The organism is Pseudomonas oleovorans subsp. oleovorans, assembly GCF_002197815.1.
GTDB lineage: Bacteria > Pseudomonadota > Gammaproteobacteria > Pseudomonadales > Pseudomonadaceae > Aquipseudomonas > Aquipseudomonas oleovorans.
In genome coordinates this window covers 40,898-61,851 of record NZ_NIUB01000021.1, presented here as the reverse complement: position 1 = coordinate 61,851, position 20,954 = coordinate 40,898, and the positions used below count along the sequence as shown (strand labels likewise).

Here is a 20,954-nt window from a genome sequence, read left to right as displayed (position 1 = left end):
CTCTGGAAAGCCGGCATCCGGCCCCTACCTGTCAGGTGCCACATGCCGTTGCTCGCCCGCTGAGCACGAAAGCTGGCAAGCCCCTTGCTAAGTCCCTGTCAACCATCCTGCGTAGCACGCCAACGGCGGCGGGCCGAGGATCACGGACAACGGCGTCCGTCAGGTCACCTTCCTCTCATCGAGGCGGCCTGGCGTACGCCGTTTTTGTTTATGCGCCTGACAAGGATTAGACCCATGACCGATCGTGATTCGAACAAGCCCCTGGCCACCAGCCGCCGCAATTTCCTCAAGCAATCCATCGCCCTGGCCGGCGCCGTAAGCGGCATCGCCGCATTCGGCCTGTCGGCGCCGGCTTCGCTGCGCAGTGCAGCCTGGGCGGCCGGCTCCGACGCGCCGGAAAAAGCCGCACTGACCGTCGGCTTCATCCCCCTGACTGACTGCGCTTCGGTGGTGGTCGCCGCCACCCAGGGTTTCGGCGAGAAATACGGCCTGACCATCAACCCGAGCAAGGAGGCCTCCTGGGCCGGCGTGCGCGACAAGCTCAACACTGGCGAACTGGATGCTGCTCATGTGCTCTACGGCATGATGTACGGCGCTCAGCTCGGCCTGGCGGGGCCACAGCGGGACATGGCAGTGCTGATGGGGCTGAACCAGAATGGCCAGGCCATCACCCTCTCCAAGCAACTGCGTGAGGCCGGTGTGACCAACGGCGCGCAACTGGCCGAACACGTGAAAAAAGGCGGTAATCCGCTGACCTTCGCCCAAACATTCCCCACCGGTACCCACGCCATGTGGCTGTATTACTGGCTGGCCAGTGTCGGCATCAACCCCATGAGCGATGTGAAGACCATCGTCGTGCCGCCGCCGCAGATGGTCGCCAATATGCGCGTCGGCAATATGGACGGTTTCTGCGTCGGCGAGCCCTGGGGCGCGCGGGCGATCTTCGACAAGATCGGCTTCACCGCCACCACCACCCAGCAGATCTGGCCGGATCACCCGGAGAAGGTGCTTGGCACCACCCGTGCCTTCATCGAGCAGTATCCCAACGCAGCGCGCGCACTGATCATGGCGATTCTCGATGCCAGCCGCTTCATCGAGGCCAGCGAGGAGAACCGCAAGAGCACCGCCAAACTGATTTCCGGCAAGGCCTACGTCAACGCGCCGGTGCAGGTGATCGAGCCGCGCTTTCTCGCCCAGTACGAGGACGGCCTCGGCAACAGCTGGAGGGACGAACATGCCATGGCCTTCTGCAACGACGGCAGCGTCAACTTTCCCTATCACTCCGACGGCATGTGGTTCCTCACCCAGTTCAAGCGCTGGGGCCTGCTCAAGGAGGCGCCGGATTACGCCGCCGTGGCCGCCCAGGTCAACCAGACCGTGCTCTACGCCGAGGCGGCCGGCGCCCTCAAGCTGGCCGTGCCGAGCAGCCCGCTGCGCAGCAGCACATTGATCGACGGCGTGGTCTGGGATGGCAGCAATCCAGCCGCCTACGCCGACTCCTTCGCCATCAAAGCCTGACCGGAGGTGAGCATGAATGCGCCCCTGAAAACACCACTGCCGCCAATTGCCAAGCCGCGCCTCTCTGCGCAGGCCTTGCTGCCCAGCGCCGCCGCACTGGGCAGCATGCTCAAGGCCGGCATCGCCCCGCTGCTGGGCATCATCGCCTTCATCGGCTTCTGGTCGCTGCTGGCGCAGTACAGCGAGGGCCTGCCCGGCCCCTTGAGCACCTGGCAAGCCGCGCTGGTGTTGTTCGCTGATCCTTTCTACGACAACGGCCCCAACGACATGGGCATTGGCTGGAACATCCTCAACTCGCTCGGCCGCGTCGGGGTCGGCTTCGGCCTGGCGGCGCTGGTGGGCATTCCCCTGGGGTTCGCCATCGGCCGCTTCGCCTTTCTCGCCGGCATGCTCGCGCCGATCATCAGCTTGCTGCGTCCGGTCTCGCCGCTAGCCTGGCTGCCGATCGGCCTGCTGGTGTTCGAGGCGGCCGGCCCGGCGTCGATCTGGGTGATCTTCATCAGCTCGATCTGGCCGATCATCCTCAACACCGCCGCCGGCGTGGCCAGCGTGCCGCAGGACTACCTGAACGTGGCCCGCGTGCTCAAGCTGTCGGAGTTCAAGGTGCTGACGCGCATCCTGTTTCCCGCCGTGCTGCCGCACCTGATGACCGGCATCCGCCTGGCCATCGGCGTGGCCTGGCTGGTGATCGTCGCCGCGGAGATGCTCACCGGCGGCATCGGCCTGGGCTTCTGGGTGTGGGACGAATGGAACAACCTCAACGTCGAGCACATTCTCATCGCCATCATCATCGTCGGCCTGGTTGGCCTGGCGCTGGAGCAGATGCTGCTGTTGATCGCCAAACGCTTTGACTACGCAAGCTGAAGAGGCGCGTTCGGCCAACTCGTAGCCCAATGAGATGCAATCAGGGAACGCGATCTCCGTTTCCCCGAATTGCATTGGGCTACGCGAGCTTACAAATCAGTTTAACAGTAGACGCCAAGTCTTTGTTTTAAATGAAAGTGTCTCTGATTAAATCCGGGGCACGGCGCCAGAACGGGAGAACTCCGATGGACAAATTCGTGGAGCTGACCGCTGTCAGCAAGCACTTCGACACCAAGAAAGGCCGCTTCCAGGCACTGGCAGACGTCAACCTGAGCATCGCCCGCGGCGAGTTCGTCGCGCTGATCGGCCACTCCGGCTGTGGCAAGTCGACGGTGCTCAACCTGATCGCCGGCCTGCTCGATGCCAACGAGGGCGGCCTGATCTGCAACGGTCGCGAAATCGACGGCCCCGGCCCGGAGCGCGCCGTGGTGTTCCAGAACCACAGCCTGCTGCCGTGGATGACCTGCTTCGGCAATGTGCACCTGGCAGTGGAACGCGTGTTCGGCGAACACGAGAACAAGGAGCAGCTCAAGGCTCGTACCGAACAGGCGCTGAACATGGTTGGCCTGGCGCACGCCATGCACAAGCATCCCAACGAAATTTCCGGGGGCATGAAGCAGCGGGTCGGCATCGCCCGCGCCTTGGCCATGGAGCCCAAGGTGCTGTTGATGGACGAGCCGTTCGGTGCCCTCGACGCCCTGACCCGCGCGCACCTGCAGGACGAGCTGCTGCGTATCGTCGGCGAAACCCAGAGCACGGTGGTGATGGTCACCCATGACGTGGACGAGGCCGTATTGCTGTCCGATCGCATCGTGATGATGACCAACGGCCCGGCCGCCACTGTCGGTGAAATCCTCACCGTCGAGTTGCCTCGTCCGCGTGATCGACTGGCTCTGGCCAACGACCCGCAGTACCACGCCTATCGCACCTCCGTGCTCGAGTTCCTCTACCAGCGTCAGCAGCGGCCTGCCGCCTGAGTACCGGCAACCGCTCTGGCTCAAGGGCTGGAGCGGTTGAACCTCTGGCTCATCGCAGGGACGAACGAATGTCCTCAACTGACAAGCAGAGAATCCCGTGCTCGACCTCAGCACCTGGAATCTGTCGATTCCCACCGAACCGACACCGGCCACTATCACCACCGAGCGCCTCAATAGCGGCTATGCAAGCCGCTATTGAGGCGCAATGCCGACGGCAGCGTGACCTTCTGGGTGCCCGTGACCGGCTCCACCACGGCCGATGCCCACTATCCACGCAGCGAACTGCGCGAAACCCGCCGCGATGGCAGCCTCGGCAACTGGCTGCACGCCAGTGCGGACAACTATCTCAGTGCCGTGCTGCGGATCGATCAGGTACCCAGCCTCAACAAGGTGGTCATCGGCCAGATCCACAGCACCGATGTGCCGGGTAGTCAGAATGATCCGCTGGTCAAGCTGCAATACCACTACCGCCGTGGCGTCGGCCGCCTGGAACTGCTGCTGCGCGACCAGCCAGGCGACACTGCCGTGCAGAACATCCTGCTGGCGGAAAACGTGCAACTGGGCGAACGCTTCGGTTACGACCTGCGTATTACACCCAGCGGGCTAATGCTGATCAGTTAAGCGCCGACTGCCTACGATGAGTCCCCTCGCCCCTCTGGCGAGCCATGTTCGGAGAGGGGTAAATGGCCGTTTCGCGGTATTTCGGCCCTCTCCCCCAGCCCCTCTCCCGTAAACGGGAGAGGGGAGCCAAACGCGTACAGCCTTAACTGACTGGCATTACCCAGCGGGCGCCTTGGTGTCAGTGTCAACAGCAGCGAGGGTGATACCGGCTCCTTCTACCACCAACTGAGCAGCAGTTGGCGTGACCAGTACCTGTACTTCAAGGCCGGCGCCTACATTCAGGACAATTATGGCGAGGACGACGAAGGCGGCCGCGTCACCTTCTTTCACCTCAACAGCCTGCACCGCTGAGGTATGAGGCGGCTTACAATCATCGCCTTCCTTTTGCGATGACTCGACCATGGCGCGCCTGACCCTCGACTTTCCCGAAGACCAGTATTACTACCGCACGCAACTGACGGTGCGGGTGACCGACATCAACGGTGCCAACCACTTGGGCAATGATTCGATGATCTCGATGATTTCCGAGGCGCGCGCCCGCTTTCTCTTCGAGTTCGGCATTCAGGAAACCGACGGCAAGGGTATCGGCATCATCGTCACTGACCAGGCCACCACCTACCGCGCCGAAGCCCATGCGCGCGACCAGTTACTGTTCGAGGTCGGGGTGATGGACTTCAACCGCTATGGCGGCGATATCACCTTCCGCATCACCCGTCCGGCCGATGGTGCGCTGGTGGCCATGGCCAAGTCCGGCTTCGTGTTCTTCGACTATCTGCAGTCGAAAGTGGTGCCGATGCCGGAAGCCTTCAGCGTCAAGTTCCCCAAGGTCAATCGGCTCGACTGACTCCAGGTTTCCGATACTTCAGGGCTGCGGGCGTACAGACACCAGGCAAAACTTGCACAGTTATTGCTGCCAATACCGTGACACTTCGCCATTCATCTGCTACGCCTAGTTCAGAACAGAAAAAAGGGGGGATCGAGGATGACCGACACCTATCGCCGTGCCCGTCAGGCGGGGCTGCTGAGCAATCTGCTGGCACTCGCCCTGCTGACCGCGCCACTGCCCACTCACGCAACCAGCGTTAGCCAACTTTCCAGCGTCCAGTCTCAAGCCTCTCTCAGCACGCAGCGATCGCCCCATTCGGGGGCATAGACGGCGCAAGCGCCTCGTTTTACGGCAGTACTGCGCGTACTGAAAGTGCGTAACGCCTGATCCCAGAGCCTCTGCCCGGTTGGCTCGGCTCTTGCTTGTTCCCTCTCAGCAGGTAGCCAACGGCGGCCACCTCCCTCACGACAACGACGTCGCCTCATCCGGCCTTCATGGCCTGTGGTGAAGCGGCGTTTTTTTTTCGTGTTCGCCCCAGTGACCGGGGCCGGCGCAGGCATCGCGATCCGAGCCTGTACCGCAATCGCGCAAACCTGCTGTGGCTTCGGCCACAGGTGCACGGCCTTCCCGGCAGGCGCGGCCGCCGTGTCCACGACCATGGTTCGCCGCGCCTGGCCGGGCTCCTTCTCGCTGATGAGGTGATCGATGAATACAAGTTTCTGGAAAGCCGGCCACGCCCCCACCCTGTTTGCTGCCTTCCTCTATTTCGACCTGAGCTTCATGGTCTGGTACCTGCTCGGCCCACTGGCGGTGCAGATCGCTACCGACCTCGACCTCAACGCCCAGCAACGCGGCCTGATGGTGGCCACGCCGATTCTCGCCGGCGCCGTGCTGCGTCTGCTGATGGGCTTTCTCGCCGACCGCCTGTCGCCAAAGACCGCCGGCCTGCTCGGCCAGGTGGTGGTGATAGTCGCGCTGTTTTGCGCCTGGCAGATCGGCATCGGCAGCTACGAGCAGGCGCTGCTGCTCGGCCTGTTCCTCGGCTTCGCCGGCGCGGCGTTCGCCGTGGCCCTGCCGCTGGCCTCGCAGTGGTACCCGCCGGAGCACCAGGGCAAGGCCATGGGCATCGCCGGCGCCGGTAACTCCGGCACCGTGCTGGCAGCGCTGTTCGCCCCCGGCCTGGCCGCGCTGTCCGGCTGGCAGAACGTGTTCGGCTGGGCGCTGATCCCGCTGCTGGCGACCCTGGTGATCTTCGCCCTGGTGGCCAAGAATGCGCCGGAGCGGCCCAAGCCCAAGGCCTTCGGCGACTACCTCAAGGCCCTCGGCGATCGCGACAGCTGGTGGTTCATGTTCTTCTACAGCGTCACCTTCGGCGGCTTCATCGGCCTGGCCAGCGCCCTGCCCGGCTACTTCAGCGACCAGTACGGGCTGAACCCGGTGACCGCCGGTTACTACACCGCCGCCTGCGTCTGCGCCGGCAGCCTGCTGCGCCCGCTGGGCGGCGCTCTGGCCGACCGCATCGGCGGCATTCGTACACTGCTGATGATGTATACCATCGCCTCGCTGTGCGTTGCCGTGGTGGGCTTCAACCTGCCCAGCGCGAACGCCGCCCTGGCCTTTTTCGTCGCCGCCATGCTCGGCCTTGGTGCTGGCAATGGCGCGGTGTTCCAGCTGGTACCGCAGCGTTTTCGCAGGGAAATCGGCGTGATGACCGGGTTGATCGGCATGGCCGGCGGCATCGGTGGTTTCTTCCTCGCTGCAGGCCTGGGCACCATCAAGCAACACACCGGCGACTACCAGCTGGGCCTCTGGCTGTTCGCCAGCCTCGGCGTGCTGGCCTGGATCGGCCTGCATGGGGTCAAGCAGCGCTGGCGCACCACCTGGGGTAGCGCCGCGGTGACCGCCGCACGGGTGTGAGCGAGTTCTCGACGACCGGCCACACTCCGTAGGGTGCGCCGCGCGCACCAGCGATTTGCGTCGAACCTGGTGCGCACGGCGCACCCTACGGTCCAAAGATCTACGGAAACCGCATCATGGCCCTGCAACTGAGCATCGGCGAAACCAGCGCCACCGGCCCGCGCAGCGAGAACCAGGACGCCCTGCGTGTGGTTACCCCGGCGCCAGCCCTGGCCGCCAGCAAGGGCTACCTGCTCGGTCTGGCTGATGGTGTCAGCCAGTGCGCCGACGGCGGCCTGGCCGCACGCGCGACCCTGCAGGCGCTGGCACTGGATTACTACTCCACCCCGGAAACCTGGCCGGTGCAGCACAGCCTGGACCGCCTGCTCATTGCCCATAACCGCTGGCTGCAGGCCAATGGCGGCGGCCAGCCGCTGCTGACCACCCTTACCGCCCTGGTGCTGCGCGGGCGTCGCTACACCCTGGCGCACATCGGCGACAGCCGCGCCTACCTGTGGCGCGATGGCCAGCTCGCGCGCCTGACCGAGGACCATGTCTGGGAACAGCCGGGCATGCAGCACGTGCTCAAGCGTGCCATGGGCCTGGATCAACACCTGGTGGTGGACTACCGCGACGGCGAACTGCAGGCCGGCGACCGTTTCCTGCTGCTCAGCGACGGCGTCTGGGCCTGCCTCAGCGACAAGCGCATCGGCGAGCTGCTGCAACAAGGCGATGACGCCGCGACGATCTGCCAGACCCTGGTCGACGAAGCGCACCGTGCCGGCAGCCAGGACAACGCCAGCGCCCTGCTGGTGCACATCGAGCAGCTCCCAGAAGCCGCGCTGGCCGACACCCTGGCCCAGCTCGAACATTGGCCGCTGCTGCCGCGCCTGCGTGAAGGCCAGGAATTCGAGGGCTGGCGAGTCGAAGGGCTGCTCGGCGAATCGCGCCAGTCGCTGATCTATCGAGTGCACAACGCGGATGACCAGCCCTGGCTGCTCAAGACCCTGCCGGGCAGCCGCGCCAGCGAGGAGCAGGCCGGCCCGGCACTGCTGCAGGAAGAATGGTTCCTGCGCCGCGTCGCCGGTCGCCACTTCCCCGAGCTGCACGCCCTGCCGCAGCGCCAGCACCTGTATTACGTGCAGCGCGAATATGCCGGCCAGACCCTGGCCGCACGCCTGCAGCAGCACGGCCCGCTGAGCCTGGCCGACTGGCAGGACCTGGCGCCGCGCCTGATCAAGGCGCTCGGCCTGCTGCACCGGCGCAATATCATCCACCGCGATATCAAGCCGGAAAACCTGCTGCTCGGCGACGACGGCGAGCTGCGCGTGCTCGACTTCGGCCTGGCCTACTGCCCGGGCCTGACCCGCGACGAGGCCCACAGCCTGCCGGGCACGCCCAGCTATATCGCCCCGGAAGCCTTCGCCGGCACGCCGCCCAGCGCCCAGCAGGATCTCTACGCCGCCGGCGTGACCCTCTATCACCTGCTCACCGGTCACTATCCATATGGCGAAGTCGAAGCCTTCCAGCACCCGCGCTTCGGCCAACCGACACCGGCCAGCCGCTACCGCCCGGACTTGCCTGCCTGGCTCGATGAGGTGTTGAACCGCGCGGTAGCCGCAGCCCCAGCGCAGCGCTTCGAGACCGCCGAGGAGTGGCTGCTGGCACTGGAAAGTGGCGAGCGCCAGTCCCTGAACAACCGCCCACGGCCGCTGCTGGAGCGCGAGCCGCTGCTGGTGTGGCGCAGCGTGGCGCTGGTGTCGCTGCTGCTCAACCTGCTGCTGGCGTTCCTGCTGCTCAAATAGCCAACCCCGCACCAAAGCAGCGCAAAACGCCTCTCAACGGTGCATAAACCCAACCTACAGCGCCAGCCAAGTGACTGAAAAGCCTGAAAAACCGTGACCTGATCGAGTTGGCACAAGGGCTGCATTCACAACTACCACAAACCACATAAAGCGCGACCTTCAACGACGAAGGCTGCACTTCCCGGTAGAACGGGACCTGGACAAAGGCGTCCTCGCTAGGTGACTAGCGGGACGCCTTTTTTGTTTTTTATGGCCTGCCATCCCTGGCGGCCACTCTTCGAGCCGTCGCGGAGCGACGTTAAAAATTGCTCCCGACAATTTTTTCGACCGTGATTTTTCTTCAGGAGATGGCCGGCATGCAAAAACTCAAGCTGGTGATGATCGGCAACGGCATGGCGGGTGTACGCACCCTCGAGGAGCTGCTCAAGCTCGCCCCCGATCTCTACGACATCACCGTGTTCGGCGCCGAGCCGCACCCCAACTACAACCGCATCCTGCTCTCGCCGGTGCTGGCTGGCGAACAGACCTTCGAGGAGATCGTGCTCAACGATCTCAACTGGTACGCGGAAAACGACATCAAGCTGCTGCTGGGGCGCAAGGTGGTCAAGATCGACCGCAAGAAGCGCCTGGTGATCGCCGACGATGGCAGCGAGGCCGAGTACGACCGCCTGCTTATCGCCACCGGCTCCAACCCCTTCATCCTGCCGATTCCGGGCAAGGACCTGCAGGGCGTGATCGGCTATCGCGACATTGCCGACACCCAGATGATGATGGACACCGCCAAGACTCATAAGCACGCGGTGGTCATCGGCGGCGGCCTGCTCGGCCTGGAAGCGGCCAACGGCCTCAAGCTGCGCGGCATGGACGTCACCGTGGTGCATATCGGCGACTGGCTACTGGAGCGCCAGCTCGATAGCACCGCAGGCCGTTTGCTGCAGAAATCCCTGGAAGACCGCGGCCTGAAGTTCCTCCTGCCCAAGCACACCGCTGAACTGCTGGACAACGGCGAAGGCCGCGTCTGCGCGGTGAAATTCAAGGACGGCGAAGTGATTCCCGCCGACCTGGTGGTGATGGCCGCCGGCATCCGCCCCAACAGCGAACTGGCCGAGAGCGCCGGCATCGCCTGCAACCGCGGCATCCTGGTCAACGACACCATGCAGACCTATGACCCGCGCATCTATGCCATCGGCGAGTGCGCCAGTCACCGCGGCATCGCCTATGGTCTGGTGGCGCCGCTGTTCGAGCAGGCCAAGGTCTGCGCCAATCACCTGGCCCAGCTCGGTTTCTCCCGCTATCAGGGCTCGGTGACCTCGACCAAACTCAAGGTCACCGGTATCGACCTGTTCTCCGCCGGCGAATTTATGGGCGGCGAGGGAACGGAAACGATAACGCTGTCGGACCCCATCGGCGGCGTGTACAAGAAGCTGGTGATCAAGGACGACGTGCTGGTCGGCGCCTGCCTGTACGGCGACACCGCCGACGGCGGCTGGTACTTCCGCCAGATCCGTGAGAATCACAACGTCAGCGAGATCCGCGACCACCTGATGTTTGGTGAAGGTGCCATCGGCGACGTCGGCCATCAGGGCGCCGACAAGACCGCCAACATGCCCGACAGCATGGAAATCTGCGGCTGCAACGGCGTGTGCAAGGGCACCATCGTCAAGGCCATCCAGGAAAATGGCCTGTTCTCGGTCGACGAGGTCAAGAAGCACACCAAGGCCGCCAGTTCCTGCGGCTCCTGCGCCGGCCTGGTCGAGCAGATCCTGATCAGCACCGTCGGCGGCGCCGCCGACGTCAAGCCCAAGAGCGAGAAGGCCATCTGCGGCTGCAGCGACCTCAACCACGGGCAGATTCGCAAGGCCATCCGCGAGCAGCACCTGACGTCGATGGCGCAGACCATGGCCTTTCTCAACTGGAGCACGCCCAACGGCTGCGCCACCTGCCGCCCGGCGCTCAACTACTACCTGATCTCCACCTGGCCGGGCGAGGCCAAGGACGACCCGCAGTCGCGCCTGATCAACGAACGCGCCCACGCCAATATCCAGAAGGACGGGACGTATTCCGTTGTTCCGCGTATGTGGGGCGGCGTGACCAATCCCTCCGAGCTGCGCCGCATCGCCGATGTGGCCGACAAGTACAACGTGCCCATGGTCAAGGTCACCGGCGGCCAACGCATCGACCTCCTGGGCATCAAGAAAGACGACCTGCCAGCGGTGTGGAAGGATCTGGACATGCCTTCCGGCCACGCCTACGGCAAGTCCATCCGCACGGTGAAGACCTGCGTCGGCAGCGAGTTCTGCCGCTTCGGCACGCAGAACTCCACTCAGCTGGGCATCGACCTGGAGCACGACCTGTTCAACATGTGGTCGCCGCACAAGGTCAAGCTGGCGGTCTCCGGCTGCCCGCGCAACTGCTCCGAGGCCGGCATCAAGGACGTCGGCATCATTGGTGTGGACTCCGGTTTCGAGATGTATATCGGCGGCAACGGTGGGATCAAGACCGAGGTGGCCGAGTTCTTCGTCAAGGTCAAGACCGCCGAGGAAGTGCGCGAGTACAACGCCGCCTTCCTCCAGCTGTACCGCGAGGAGGCCTTCTACCTCGAGCGCACCGTGCACTACCTGCAGCGCGTCGGCATGGAGCACATCAAGAAGGCGGTGCTGGAAGACGAAGCCAATCGCAAGGCCCTGGCCGCACGCCTGCACTACGCCCTGTCGTTCGAGCAGGACCCGTGGAAGGAACGCATCGAGACGCCGCAACTGAAGAAAGAGTTCGACACCATCAAGGTCGTGCAAATCGAGGAGGCCAGCGTATGAACTGGCTGGATATCTGCGCCCTGGAAGAGATCAACGTACTCGGCTCGCGCATCATCGCCGGGCCGAAAGGCGATATCGCCATCTTCCGCACCAGTAACGATGAAGTATTCGCCCTCGACGACCGCTGCCCGCACAAGGGCGGGCCGCTGTCCCAGGGGCTGATCTACGGCAAGCGCGTGGCCTGCCCGCTGCATAACTGGCAGATCGAGCTGGAGTCCGGCGAGGCCGTGGCGCCGGACGTGGGCTGCGCCCATCGGCACCATGCCAAGGTGGAGAGCGGCCGCGTGTTGCTGGCATTCGCGCAACGCAACTAGCCAGCCCTGTGGGAGGCGCTTCAGCGGCGACGGTCGCGGCTGAAGCCCCTCCCACCAGAACTTCCCCGCGCCTCAGGAGCTCCGAACATGGCCAGCCCCACTCAAGTCACCGCCTCCACCTGCTGCTACTGCGGCGTGGGCTGCGGCGTGCTGATCGAGTACGACGGCGAGCAGATCCTCGGCGTCGCCGGCGACCCCAGCCACCCGGCCAACTTCGGCAAGCTTTGCAGCAAAGGCTCGACCCTGCACCTGACCGGCGACCTCGACGCCCGTGCCCTCTACCCCGAGTTGCGCCTGGGCAAGGGCCTGGCACGTTCACGCACGGACTGGGACAGCGCCCTGGACCACGCCGCGGCGGTGTTCGCCGAGACCATCCGCGAGCACGGCCCGGACAGCGTGGCCTTCTATATCTCCGGCCAGTTGCTGACCGAGGACTACTACGCCTTCAACAAGTTGGCCCGTGCCCTGGTCGGCACTCATAACATCGACTCCAACTCGCGCCTGTGCATGTCCAGCGCGGTGGTCGGCTACAAGCGCAGCCTCGGCGCCGACGCCCCGCCCTGCAGTTACGAAGACATCGAGCGAAGCGACTGCCTGCTGATCGCCGGCTCCAACATGGCCTACGCCCACCCGGTGCTGTTCCGCCGCCTGGAAGAAGCCAAGGCTCGCCGCCCCGAGATGCAGATCATCGTCATTGATCCGCGGCGCACCGACACCTGCGAGCTGGCCGACCTGCACCTGGCGATCCTACCCGGCACCGACGTGGCGCTGTTTCACGGCATCCTGCATATCCTGCTGTGGGAAGGCTGGATCGACCGCCGCTATATCGACGCCCATACCGAAGGCTTCGAGGCGCTGAAGAACCTGGTGCGCGACTACAGCCCGGCGGCCACCGCCGACATCTGCGGCATCAGCCTGGACAGCCTGCAGCGCTGCGCCGAGCTGATCGGCCGTGCGCCCTCCTTCCTCTCGCTGTGGTGCATGGGGCTCAACCAGTCCTCGTCTGGCAGCGCGAAGAACAGCGCGCTGATCAACCTGCACCTGGCCACCGGGCAAATCGGCAAGCCCGGCGCCGGCCCCTTCTCGCTGACCGGCCAGCCCAATGCCATGGGCGGCCGCGAAACCGGCAGCCTGAGCAACCTGCTGCCTGGCCACCGCGAGGCTGGCAATGCCGAACACCGCGCCGAAGTCGCTACCTACTGGGGCGTCGACGCCCTGCCGGAGACGCCCGGGCTGTCCGCCATCGAGCTGTTCGATGCGGTGCACGACGGCCGTATCAAGGCGCTGTGGATCGCCTGCACCAACCCGGCGCAGTCGCTGCCGAACCAGAACAAGGTGCACGAGGCCCTGGCCGCCTGCCCCTTCGTTGTCGTTCAAGAGGCCTTCTTCACCACCGAGACCTGCCGCTACGCCGACCTGCTGCTGCCCGCCGCCAGCTGGGGCGAGAATGAAGGCACGGTGACCAACTCCGAGCGCCGCGTCAGCCACGTACGCCGCGCCGTGCCAGCGCCCGCAGAGGCGCGGCCCGATTGGTCGATCACCTGCGACTTTGCCCGTCGCCTGGAAACGCTGCTGCGCCCCGGCCTGCCCAGCCTGTTCGATTTCGCCGACAGCGAAGCGCTGTTCGAGGAATACAAGCACCTGACCGCCCAGCGCGACCTTGACCTCTCGGGGCTGAGCTACGCGCTGCTGGATAACCTAGGTCCGCAACAGTGGCCGTTTGCACCTGGCGCGCGCCAGGGCACCGCGCGGCTCTATGCCGACGGCCGCTTCCCCACCACCAGTGGGCGCGCGCAGTTCCATGCCGACCCGTATCGCGCGCCGAAGGAAAAACGCGAGGCGCGCTATTCGCTCACCCTCAACACCGGCCGCCTGCGCGACCAGTGGCACGGCATGAGCCGCACCGGCACCGCCGCACGCCTGTTCGGCCATGTCGAGGCCGCCGTGCTCGGCCTGCATCCGGATGAGCTGCGTCGCCGCCGCCTGCAGGACGGCGATCTGATCAAGCTGCGCAGCCGTCGCGGCAGTCTGATCCTGCCGGTACAAACCGACGAATCGGTGCGCCCCGGTCAGGCCTGGCTGCCGATGCACTGGGGCGACCGCTTCCTCAAGGGTTTGGGCACCAACGTTCTGACCCAGCCGGCTTTCGATCCGTTATCCAAACAACCGGAGCTCAAGCATGCTGGTGTTGAGGTGGACAAGGTCGAGCTGCCCTGGCAACTGTTCGCCCTGGTCGAAGGCGAGGTGCAGAGCCGCTTCGAGGCCCTGCGCCCGCTGTTCGAGGACTTCGCCTACGCCAGCCTCACCCCCACCGGTCGCGAGCGCCCCGCTCTGCTGATCCGCGCCGCCAGCGCCGTGGCGCCGCAGCCCGAGCTGCTGGCGCAGATCGACCGCCTACTGCGCCTGAACCAGGGCCCAGTGCTGGCCTACGACGACCCGCGCCGCGCGGTGGGCAAGCGCGTTCGCATCGAGGACGGTCGCATCGTCAGCATCCGCCTGGCCGGCGAAACCGCTGCCAGCGAATGGCTCAGAAGCCTGTGGCTGGATGGCCAGGCCGACGCCGATCTGCGCCGCTGGCTGCTGGCCCCCCTCTCCGTGCCGCCGGGCAACGCCAGCGCCAACACACGCGGCAAGACCCTGTGCAACTGCCTGAACGTCAGCGAAGGCGCGGTGTGCGCCGGCATCGAGCGTGGCCTGGATCTCGATGGCCTCAAACAAACGCTCAAGTGCGGCACCAGCTGCGGCTCCTGCGTACCCGAAATCAAACGCCTGTTGGCGCAACAGTCCACTGCAGTGAACGCATGAATTGATCGCAGAGCGTCCCCGAATCCGTTCCCGCGCCGGAGCGTGGGAACCAGCGGCAAACGCCGGCACGTGACACGAGAGAGGTGGTGAACATGAGCGCAAAAGTCTGGCTGGTAGGTGCTGGCCCTGGTGATCCCGAGCTGCTGACGCTCAAGGCGGTCAAGGCGCTGAATCAGGCCGAGATCGTGATGATCGACGATCTGGTCAACCCGGCCGTACTGGAGCACTGCCCCGGCGCGCGTATCGTCTCGGTGGGCAAGCGCGGCGGTTGTCGCTCCACCCCGCAGGCCTTCATCCATCGCCTGATGCTGCGCTATGCACGCCAGGGCAAGTGCGTGGTGCGCCTCAAAGGCGGTGATCCGTGCATCTTCGGCCGCGGCAGCGAGGAAGCCGAGTGGCTCGGCGAGCACGGCATCGAAGTGGAGATGGTCAACGGCATCACCGCCGGGCTGGCCGGTGCCACCAACTGCGGCATTCCTCTGACCCTGCGCGGTGTGGCCCGTGGCGTGACCCTGGTCACCGCCCACACCCAGGACGACAGCAGCCTGAACTGGGCGGCACTGGCCCAGAGCGGCACCACATTGGTGGTCTATATGGGCGTCGCCAAGCTGGCGGACATCCAGATCGGGTTGCTCGCCGGCGGTATGCGCGGCGAAATGCCGGTAGCGATGATCGAGAACGCCTCGTTACCCGAGCAACGCGAATGCCGCAGCAGCCTCGCGGCCATGCAGCATGACGCGGCAGCATTCGCCCTGAAGAGCCCGGCTATTCTGGTGATCGGCGAAGTCGTCCGCGCCAGCAGCTCGCTCAGCATGCCCCAGCGTCTGCATGCCTGAGCGCTACGCAGTCATTGCCTGCGATTCGCTGCGAGGCGCAGCTCCAACACCTGGGTAAATCGACGCGGTGTGGCTGGCATTGCCCATTGCGGGCTTTTATCCCAGAAAAAAGAAACCCGGCCGAAGCCGGGTTTCTCTTACAGCACCAGAAGCATTACTGCTGGATCTGGGCTTCTACTTCAGCTTCAACGCGACGGTTGATGGCGCGGCCGGCGTCGGTGGCGTTGTCGGCTACCGGGCGAGTTTTGCCGTAACCAACAGCGTTCACGCGGCTGCCGTCTACACCGTACTGGTTGACCAGCACGTTACGTACAGCGTTGGCACGACGCTCGGACAGACCCTGGTTGTAAGCGTCAGAACCGATGGAGTCAGTGTGACCTTCAACGGTGGTGGTGGTCTGCGGGTACTGGTTCATGAAGTCAGCCAGGTTCTTGATGTCGCCATAGCTTTCTTCTTTGACGCGGTCCTTGTCGAAGTCGAACTTGACGTCCAGTTCAACGCGAACGGTTTCCAGAGCCGGCTCCGGAGCAGGCTCAGGCATCGGCTCGGGTGCAGCAGCTACGACCGGAGCCGGAGCCGGAGCAGGCTTGCTGCCACCACCGAAGTTCAGACCAACACCCACGCCAGCTTGCCACTCGGTGTCGCCCTGGTCGATGTTGTACAGAGCGTCAACGCCAGCACGGGCGTAGAACATTTCGGTGAAGTAGTACTTGGCACCAGCGCCAGCGATGGCCAGGGTGGAGCGGTTGCGACCACCGCCGTTGGCATCACCGATGCTCTGATGGCCGAAACCGGCAGAAACGTAAGGACGCAGACCAACACCCGGCTGACCGAAGTGGTAGATCGCCTTCAGGTCGGTCAGGTTGCCCTTGATGTTCTTGCTGCCGCGAGAGCCTTCGCCGCGCAGGTCATGGTACTCGCCATAGGACAGCGCCAGCTCGACGTCGTCGGTCAGGTAGTAGCCGATGCTGCCACCGAACAGGTTGCCTTCGTTGTGCGCGTAATCACGCTGAACGTCGGTGAAGTAGCGATTGACGAAGCCCTCCACCTCGACAGCGCCTTGGCCTTGCGCCAGCGCGCCGAAGGAGGTTGCGGCAACGAGAGAGCCAATGACTACGCCCAAGGTGTTTTTTACTTTCATCCGTTAAATCCCCATCTTGGTGGTTAATAAGTCGCCGTTAACTTCAGGCGGCAACTTGGCAGCGATTCTATCAGGGTTCGCCACTCCCTTAGTAGTCGGCAAGCTGAACTAAGTTTCGGAAGTGTCCGAAAATTTATCCCGCAACCGATCCAAAGCGCGCTTGTAGCGCATCTTCGTTGCGCTCAAGCCCATGTGCATGATGTCGGCAATCTCTTGAAATTCGAGCTCTGCGACAAATCGTAGCACCAGAATCTCGCGATCGATCGGGTTGACGTGAACCAGCCAGCGATCCAGACCGCCTCGCTCCTCGACTTTGGGTGTCTTGTCGTCGGAAGCTTCTTCGAGCGGATCCAAACTCAAGGCGTCAATCAATCGACGCTTACGCCGCTCTTTTCGATACTGAGTAATGCATTCGTTATAGGTGATGCTGTAAAGCCAGGTCTTGAACTTGGATTTACCCTCAAAGTTCTTTAGGCCATAGAGAACTTTGAGCATCACCTCCTGACAGACATCGTCAGCATCCCTTTCGTTCCCTAAATAACGCGCACACACGTTAAATAATGTGCGCTGGTAGCGTCTCATCAGCTCTTCATAAGCACGAGTGATATGAAACAGCTCGTCGTGGGCGCGTGCCACCAGCTCTTCATCGGTGAGCTCGCGGGGGTCGTAGCGCGTGGGCAAGGGCTGGGCTTTGTTCAAAACGAGTCGGGCCGACAGTCAGGACGAAAAGTGCCCGGCAGGTCACACCTGCCGGGCAGCTGCATAAAATAACAGATTGCCGTCAGCGACTGTTCACGCGTTGCTCGAGCATCACTCGATTTGCCACCGATACCAGCTCACCGGTATCAGTCAACAGGGTGGTTTTCACTGTGCCGATCTCTTCGATCTGGCCTTCGACCTCACCCACCTGCACATGTTGCCCGACCTGATACAGCTCGCGCACATAAATGCCAGCGAGAATCTGGCTGGCGATATCGCGGCTGCCCAGGCCCAATGCCAGCGCGACCGCCAGGCCAACGGAGATCAGCACGATGGCGATGACGTTGTTGAGCAGGTCGGTCTTGATTTCCAGCTGACCGATGGCCACCGAGATGCTGATGATGATCACCAGGCCTTGTGCCACACGTCCCAAGCCGTTGGCATACTCCAGGCCGACGCCTTCGGCGGCGCCACGCACCAGGCTGCTGACCAGTTGCGCCAGGAGCACGCCAGCCAGCAGTACCAGCGCCGCGCCGAACACCTTGGGCAGATACAGCGCCAGCACGTCGAGGGTCGCGGAGACACGTTGCAGGCCGAGCGATTCAGCGGCAGACACCAGGAATATCAGCAGCACGAACCAGTAAACGATCTTGCCGATCAGGGTCGATACCGACGCATGAATGCCGACGCGCGCCAGCAGCTTGGTCAGGCCGGTACCGGTCATCAGACGGTCCAGTCCGACCTTACCGAGCAGCTTGGACAGCAGCGTGTCGAGCAACTTGGCCACGACGAAGCCAAGCAATACCAGCACCAGCGCCACGAACAGGTTGGGAATGAAGCCAGCAACCTTACTCCACAGTGCGGTCATCGCGGAGATCAGGCTTTGGGTCCAGGGATCGAGTTCCATTTCAGTCAGCCTTGTCAACAGAAGCAGAGGATTGGGTACGGCGCGAAACCGGCGCGACATGCGCCGAACCGTTGTTCAGGGCGATCATCAGCGCCTGCGCCCAGTGACCGACCAGGCTGAACAGGTCACCCGCTCCGACCTGGCGGTTGGCGGTCTTGAGAACCCGGTGCAGACAGGCATCTTCGTCATGGCTGGACGGCGCGGCCTTGAGCAAATCGCGTAAAGATTCTTCGAATGGATCGTGCATGCGCACCTCACGGGATATCACGGCTAGACGCCGCAGTTTGCGGATGAGTCACACATCACAACCAGCGCCAGCGGCGGAAAAGTAGCAGTTGGCCCAGCGCCAAAAGGATCATCAGGCCGCAGGCGACAAAGAAACCGAGCGGGCTTTCGGCGCCAGGAATGCCGCCAACATTGATGCCCAGCAGACCCGTGAGGAAGGTCAGCGACAGGAACATGCCGGCGATCACGGTAAAACGGTACATGATGCGGTTCATCCGCTCTGCAAGGCGCTGATTCTCAGCTTCGAGTACCAGGCTGACGCGCTCGCGCAACAGTTCGAGCTCTTCGAGATAGCGCGTCAGACGGTTGTGCAGTTCGTTCCAGTAGTCGTCGTCATCCTCGACGAACCAGGGCTGGCGACTGCGCATCATCTGCGCGTACAGGTCGCGCTGCGGCGCCAGGAAACGCCGCAGCCCGGCGGCGCGGCGGCGCAGCTGCAACATCAGGCTGTGATCGGGACGATAGCGCTCGTCAGCGTCCAAACGATCCTCTTCGACATCGAGCTGCTCGCTCAACTCGGCGATCAGGTCATCGACGCGGTTGGTCAGGTGCCGCGCCAGCTCCAGCAGCAGCTCGGAGGACGTGCGCGGCCCCTTGCCCGCCAGCAGATCGGCAATCAGCGCATCGGTCGCCAGCAGCGGCCGCAGGCGCAGGGAAATCACCCGACGGGCATCGGCAAAGATGCGCACCGAGACCATGTCTTCCGGCTCGGCGCCCGGATTGCGATTGATGCCCCGCAGAAACAGCAGCAGTTCATCGCGCGGCAACGGCAGCAAGCGTGGCCGGGTGTTCTCTTCCAGTAGCAGATCACAGCTGAACTCATCCAGGCCACTGTGCTCGCGCAACCAGTGCTGCGCCGGGGCCTGACTACGATCCCAGTGCAGCCACAGGCTTTCCTGCTCGCTCAGTTGCAGGCCATCCAGTTGCTCGCGGCTGATGCTGCGCGCACCACCACGGCCATCGAGCACGAAGGCATGCAGCAGTGCCGAGTCCTGATCCACCATCGGGTTATTCCGGCATTTCCAGGGCTTGCGGAGAGACGATCACACCGTTGTTGTCGGCATACAGGTAGTCGCCCGGCTTGAAGGTCACACCACCAAAGGTAACCGGCACGTTCAGATCACCGATGCCGCGCTTGTCGGTTTTCATCGGGTGACTGGCCAGCGCCTGCACACCCAGGTTGGTCTGCGCGATGACATCAACATCACGGATACAGCCGTAGACCAGGATGCCCTCCCAACCATTTTTGGCCGCTTTCTCGGCCAGCATGTCGCCGAGCAGCGCACGACGCAGCGAGCCGCCACCATCGACGACCAGCACCTTGCCCTGGCCTGGCAGATCGACCTGTTCCTTGACCAGCGAGTTGTCCTCATGGCACTTGATGGTGACGATTTGGCCACCAAAGGAATCACGGCCACCGTAGTTGGCGAACATCGGCTCGACGACCTGAACCAACTCCGGGTAGGCATCGCACAGATCAGGGGTGATGTAGTGCATGGCAGAACTCCTTTCGACAATGAATGAACGACAGGCAAGTGGAAGATCAGGAAATGACCACTACCAAACGATGCGTCACATCTTACCGCCAAGCACTCGCCGAAGAAACGTTACGATAGCTCAGACACCCGCAACGGCGGCCTGCTCGGTGAACTCTACAGGCAGTCGCAGGTATTGCAGCCAGTATTCGGTCAGCGGCCAAACTTCGCGCTGCGCCTCTTTGCTGACCAACATTTCAATGTGCCCGAAATCGCTGCTGAAGCCTTTCTCCTTACCCAACAGTAGAAAGTGCCTCGGCGCGCTACTGCATTGCTCCAGAAGCTTGCGACAGGCCCAAGCAGGATCATCGAAATCGGCAGCAGCTGCCACGGCCATAAGCGGTACGCTCACCTCAGCGAGGCCTGCCCACCAGTCCTTCCGCCCATCACCGAATCGCCCGAACAGCCTGAGCCAACGTAGAACTTCCAGCGCCAGCCCGATAGGTTCATCTTCAGGGCCGCGCTTCAGGCGCCGGCCGGACAGGTAAGGAAAGGCGCGCAGCAGTAGACGCGCGCCCCACTCTATCGGAGGTATCTTCAGCGGCCAGTAGCTGCGGCTGACCTGACTGCCGAACAACGCAACCGAGCTGGCACGCGACTGATCGAGATAACCACCACCCAACGCAGCCGCCAGGATCACCCCGCCTAGCGAGTGGCCAATCCAGTGTGCGGCCTGCCCGGTCTGCTCGAATAGGAAATCGGCGATGGCCGGTACGTCGTAGTGCACATACTGCGCCACGCTGTTGTCGCGATAGCCTTCATTGCGCGGCGAAAGGCCGTGGCCGCGCATTTCGGCGATCCACACGTCAAACCCCGCACGCGCCAGATAGGCGCCAAGGCCGATGCCCTTGGGCGAGTACCAGAAACGTCGGTTGGAAAAACTGCCATGCAGCAACACCACAGGCACGCCGCGCGCACCTTCGGCATCCGCCAGCCCTACTCGCGTTAACGCCAGCTCTACACTGGAATCCGGACTGTTGTTGGGCTTCAGGCGATAGACGTCTTCACTGAGATCGCCACGTAGCTCGGCACTGATCAGCGCGACGGGGAAAAGCTCACTACTGCTTTGCATGGATCGGAAAACCGCAATGGCGCTGTGCCACAAAGAAGAA

20 protein-coding genes are annotated in these 20,954 nt (G+C 63.6%); 13 read left to right on the top strand and 7 right to left on the bottom strand.

What is annotated here, in order from left to right; genetic code table 11:
* The first annotated feature begins 234 nt into the window (after positions 1-234).
* From PSOLE_RS13960 to cobA, 13 genes are all read left to right on the top strand, one after another.
* Positions 235-1,518 carry a CmpA/NrtA family ABC transporter substrate-binding protein gene (locus tag PSOLE_RS13960; RefSeq protein WP_074858273.1) on the top strand — a complete coding sequence of 428 codons (1,284 nt, stop codon included), beginning with the start codon at positions 235-237 and terminating at the stop codon, positions 1,516-1,518.
* 12 nt (positions 1,519-1,530) lie between these two features.
* A complete protein-coding gene (gene ntrB / locus PSOLE_RS13955) occupies positions 1,531-2,382 on the top strand; it encodes a nitrate ABC transporter permease (protein ID WP_074858270.1) in 852 nt (283 codons plus the stop codon).
* A gap of 185 nt (positions 2,383-2,567) precedes the next feature.
* Positions 2,568-3,359 carry an ABC transporter ATP-binding protein gene (locus PSOLE_RS13950; RefSeq protein WP_074858265.1) on the top strand — a complete coding sequence of 264 codons (792 nt, stop codon included), beginning with the start codon at positions 2,568-2,570 and terminating at the stop codon, positions 3,357-3,359.
* 97 nt (positions 3,360-3,456) lie between these two features.
* Entirely contained in the window at positions 3,457-3,558 is a 102-nt protein-coding gene (locus tag PSOLE_RS24710; protein WP_244597267.1) for a polysaccharide lyase family 7 protein, read from the top strand.
* Positions 3,555-3,980 (top strand): polysaccharide lyase family 7 protein, encoded by a 426-nt coding sequence (locus PSOLE_RS13945; RefSeq protein WP_003460082.1) that lies wholly within the window; start codon positions 3,555-3,557, stop codon positions 3,978-3,980. The genes PSOLE_RS24710 and PSOLE_RS13945 overlap by 4 nt, the downstream gene beginning before the upstream one ends.
* A gap of 150 nt (positions 3,981-4,130) precedes the next feature.
* On the top strand, positions 4,131-4,331 hold the full coding sequence (locus PSOLE_RS25040; protein ID WP_082065084.1) for a polysaccharide lyase family 7 protein: 201 nt from the start codon (positions 4,131-4,133) through the stop codon (positions 4,329-4,331).
* A gap of 49 nt (positions 4,332-4,380) precedes the next feature.
* Positions 4,381-4,824, top strand: a complete 444-nt coding sequence (locus PSOLE_RS13935) for a thioesterase family protein (protein WP_074858262.1) — start codon at positions 4,381-4,383, stop codon at positions 4,822-4,824.
* A 687-nt stretch (positions 4,825-5,511) separates the two neighbouring features.
* Entirely contained in the window at positions 5,512-6,723 is a 1,212-nt protein-coding gene (locus PSOLE_RS13930) for a nitrate/nitrite transporter (RefSeq protein WP_003460079.1), read from the top strand.
* 116 nt (positions 6,724-6,839) lie between these two features.
* Positions 6,840-8,507 carry a bifunctional protein-serine/threonine kinase/phosphatase gene (locus tag PSOLE_RS13925; RefSeq protein WP_074858259.1) on the top strand — a complete coding sequence of 556 codons (1,668 nt, stop codon included), beginning with the start codon at positions 6,840-6,842 and terminating at the stop codon, positions 8,505-8,507.
* 356 nt (positions 8,508-8,863) lie between these two features.
* Positions 8,864-11,320, top strand: a complete 2,457-nt coding sequence (gene nirB, locus PSOLE_RS13920; RefSeq protein ID WP_074858276.1) for a nitrite reductase large subunit NirB — start codon at positions 8,864-8,866, stop codon at positions 11,318-11,320.
* A complete protein-coding gene (nirD, locus tag PSOLE_RS13915; protein ID WP_003460074.1) occupies positions 11,317-11,634 on the top strand; it encodes a nitrite reductase small subunit NirD in 318 nt (105 codons plus the stop codon). Before nirB ends, nirD begins: the two co-directional genes overlap by 4 nt.
* An 87-nt stretch (positions 11,635-11,721) precedes the next feature.
* A complete protein-coding gene (locus PSOLE_RS13910) occupies positions 11,722-14,439 on the top strand; it encodes a nitrate reductase (RefSeq protein ID WP_074858256.1) in 2,718 nt (905 codons plus the stop codon).
* Positions 14,440-14,531: 92 nt separating this feature from the next.
* Positions 14,532-15,275, top strand: coding sequence for a uroporphyrinogen-III C-methyltransferase (gene cobA / locus PSOLE_RS13905; RefSeq protein WP_003460072.1), 744 nt, complete (start codon positions 14,532-14,534; stop codon positions 15,273-15,275).
* 154 nt (positions 15,276-15,429) lie between these two features.
* On the opposite strand, the gene PSOLE_RS13900 is transcribed toward cobA, so the two are convergent.
* From PSOLE_RS13900 to PSOLE_RS13870, 7 genes are all read right to left on the bottom strand, one after another.
* The gene (locus tag PSOLE_RS13900) at positions 15,430-16,416 is read right to left on the bottom strand and encodes an OmpA family protein (RefSeq protein ID WP_074858253.1); all 987 of its coding nucleotides are present in this window, start codon (positions 16,414-16,416) and stop codon (positions 15,430-15,432) included.
* A gap of 108 nt (positions 16,417-16,524) precedes the next feature.
* Positions 16,525-17,115, bottom strand: a complete 591-nt coding sequence (gene sigX / locus PSOLE_RS13895; RefSeq protein ID WP_074858250.1) for an RNA polymerase sigma factor SigX — start codon at positions 17,113-17,115, stop codon at positions 16,525-16,527.
* An 82-nt stretch (positions 17,116-17,197) separates the two neighbouring features.
* Entirely contained in the window at positions 17,198-18,022 is an 825-nt protein-coding gene (locus PSOLE_RS13890; RefSeq protein ID WP_074858247.1) for a mechanosensitive ion channel family protein, read from the bottom strand.
* Position 18,023: 1 nt separating this feature from the next.
* A complete protein-coding gene (locus PSOLE_RS13885; RefSeq protein ID WP_074858244.1) occupies positions 18,024-18,269 on the bottom strand; it encodes a CrfX protein in 246 nt (81 codons plus the stop codon).
* Positions 18,270-18,324: 55 nt separating this feature from the next.
* The gene (locus PSOLE_RS13880; RefSeq protein ID WP_074858241.1) at positions 18,325-19,311 is read right to left on the bottom strand and encodes a CorA family divalent cation transporter; all 987 of its coding nucleotides are present in this window, start codon (positions 19,309-19,311) and stop codon (positions 18,325-18,327) included.
* A gap of 4 nt (positions 19,312-19,315) precedes the next feature.
* Positions 19,316-19,804: a ribonuclease E activity regulator RraA gene (gene rraA, locus PSOLE_RS13875; protein ID WP_003460058.1), complete on the bottom strand. Its 489-nt coding sequence runs from the start codon at positions 19,802-19,804 to the stop codon at positions 19,316-19,318.
* 120 nt (positions 19,805-19,924) lie between these two features.
* Complete coding sequence (locus tag PSOLE_RS13870) at positions 19,925-20,914, bottom strand: alpha/beta fold hydrolase (RefSeq protein WP_003460056.1); 990 nt, start codon at positions 20,912-20,914, stop codon at positions 19,925-19,927.
* Positions 20,915-20,954 lie beyond the last annotated feature (40 nt).

Bases quoted from the DNA above. Each gene is read 5' to 3' on its own strand.
- PSOLE_RS13930 (WP_003460079.1), top strand. From the start codon at position 5,512: ATGAATACAAGTTTCTGGAAAGCCGGCCACGCCCCCACCCTGTTTGCT.
- PSOLE_RS13950 (WP_074858265.1), top strand. From the start codon at position 2,568: ATGGACAAATTCGTGGAGCTGACCGCTGTCAGCAAGCACTTCGACACC.
- cobA (WP_003460072.1), top strand. From the start codon at position 14,532: ATGAGCGCAAAAGTCTGGCTGGTAGGTGCTGGCCCTGGTGATCCCGAG.
- PSOLE_RS13925 (WP_074858259.1), top strand. From the start codon at position 6,840: ATGGCCCTGCAACTGAGCATCGGCGAAACCAGCGCCACCGGCCCGCGC.
- PSOLE_RS13960 (WP_074858273.1), top strand. From the start codon at position 235: ATGACCGATCGTGATTCGAACAAGCCCCTGGCCACCAGCCGCCGCAAT.
- PSOLE_RS13900 (WP_074858253.1), bottom strand. From the start codon at position 16,416: ATGAAAGTAAAAAACACCTTGGGCGTAGTCATTGGCTCTCTCGTTGCC.
- PSOLE_RS13890 (WP_074858247.1), bottom strand. From the start codon at position 18,022: ATGGAACTCGATCCCTGGACCCAAAGCCTGATCTCCGCGATGACCGCA.
- PSOLE_RS13935 (WP_074858262.1), top strand. From the start codon at position 4,381: ATGGCGCGCCTGACCCTCGACTTTCCCGAAGACCAGTATTACTACCGC.
- ntrB (WP_074858270.1), top strand. From the start codon at position 1,531: ATGAATGCGCCCCTGAAAACACCACTGCCGCCAATTGCCAAGCCGCGC.
- PSOLE_RS13870 (WP_003460056.1), bottom strand. From the start codon at position 20,914: ATGCAAAGCAGTAGTGAGCTTTTCCCCGTCGCGCTGATCAGTGCCGAG.
- nirB (WP_074858276.1), top strand. From the start codon at position 8,864: ATGCAAAAACTCAAGCTGGTGATGATCGGCAACGGCATGGCGGGTGTA.
- PSOLE_RS13910 (WP_074858256.1), top strand. From the start codon at position 11,722: ATGGCCAGCCCCACTCAAGTCACCGCCTCCACCTGCTGCTACTGCGGC.
- nirD (WP_003460074.1), top strand. From the start codon at position 11,317: ATGAACTGGCTGGATATCTGCGCCCTGGAAGAGATCAACGTACTCGGC.
- rraA (WP_003460058.1), bottom strand. From the start codon at position 19,804: ATGCACTACATCACCCCTGATCTGTGCGATGCCTACCCGGAGTTGGTT.
- PSOLE_RS13880 (WP_074858241.1), bottom strand. From the start codon at position 19,311: ATGGTGGATCAGGACTCGGCACTGCTGCATGCCTTCGTGCTCGATGGC.
- PSOLE_RS13885 (WP_074858244.1), bottom strand. From the start codon at position 18,269: ATGCACGATCCATTCGAAGAATCTTTACGCGATTTGCTCAAGGCCGCG.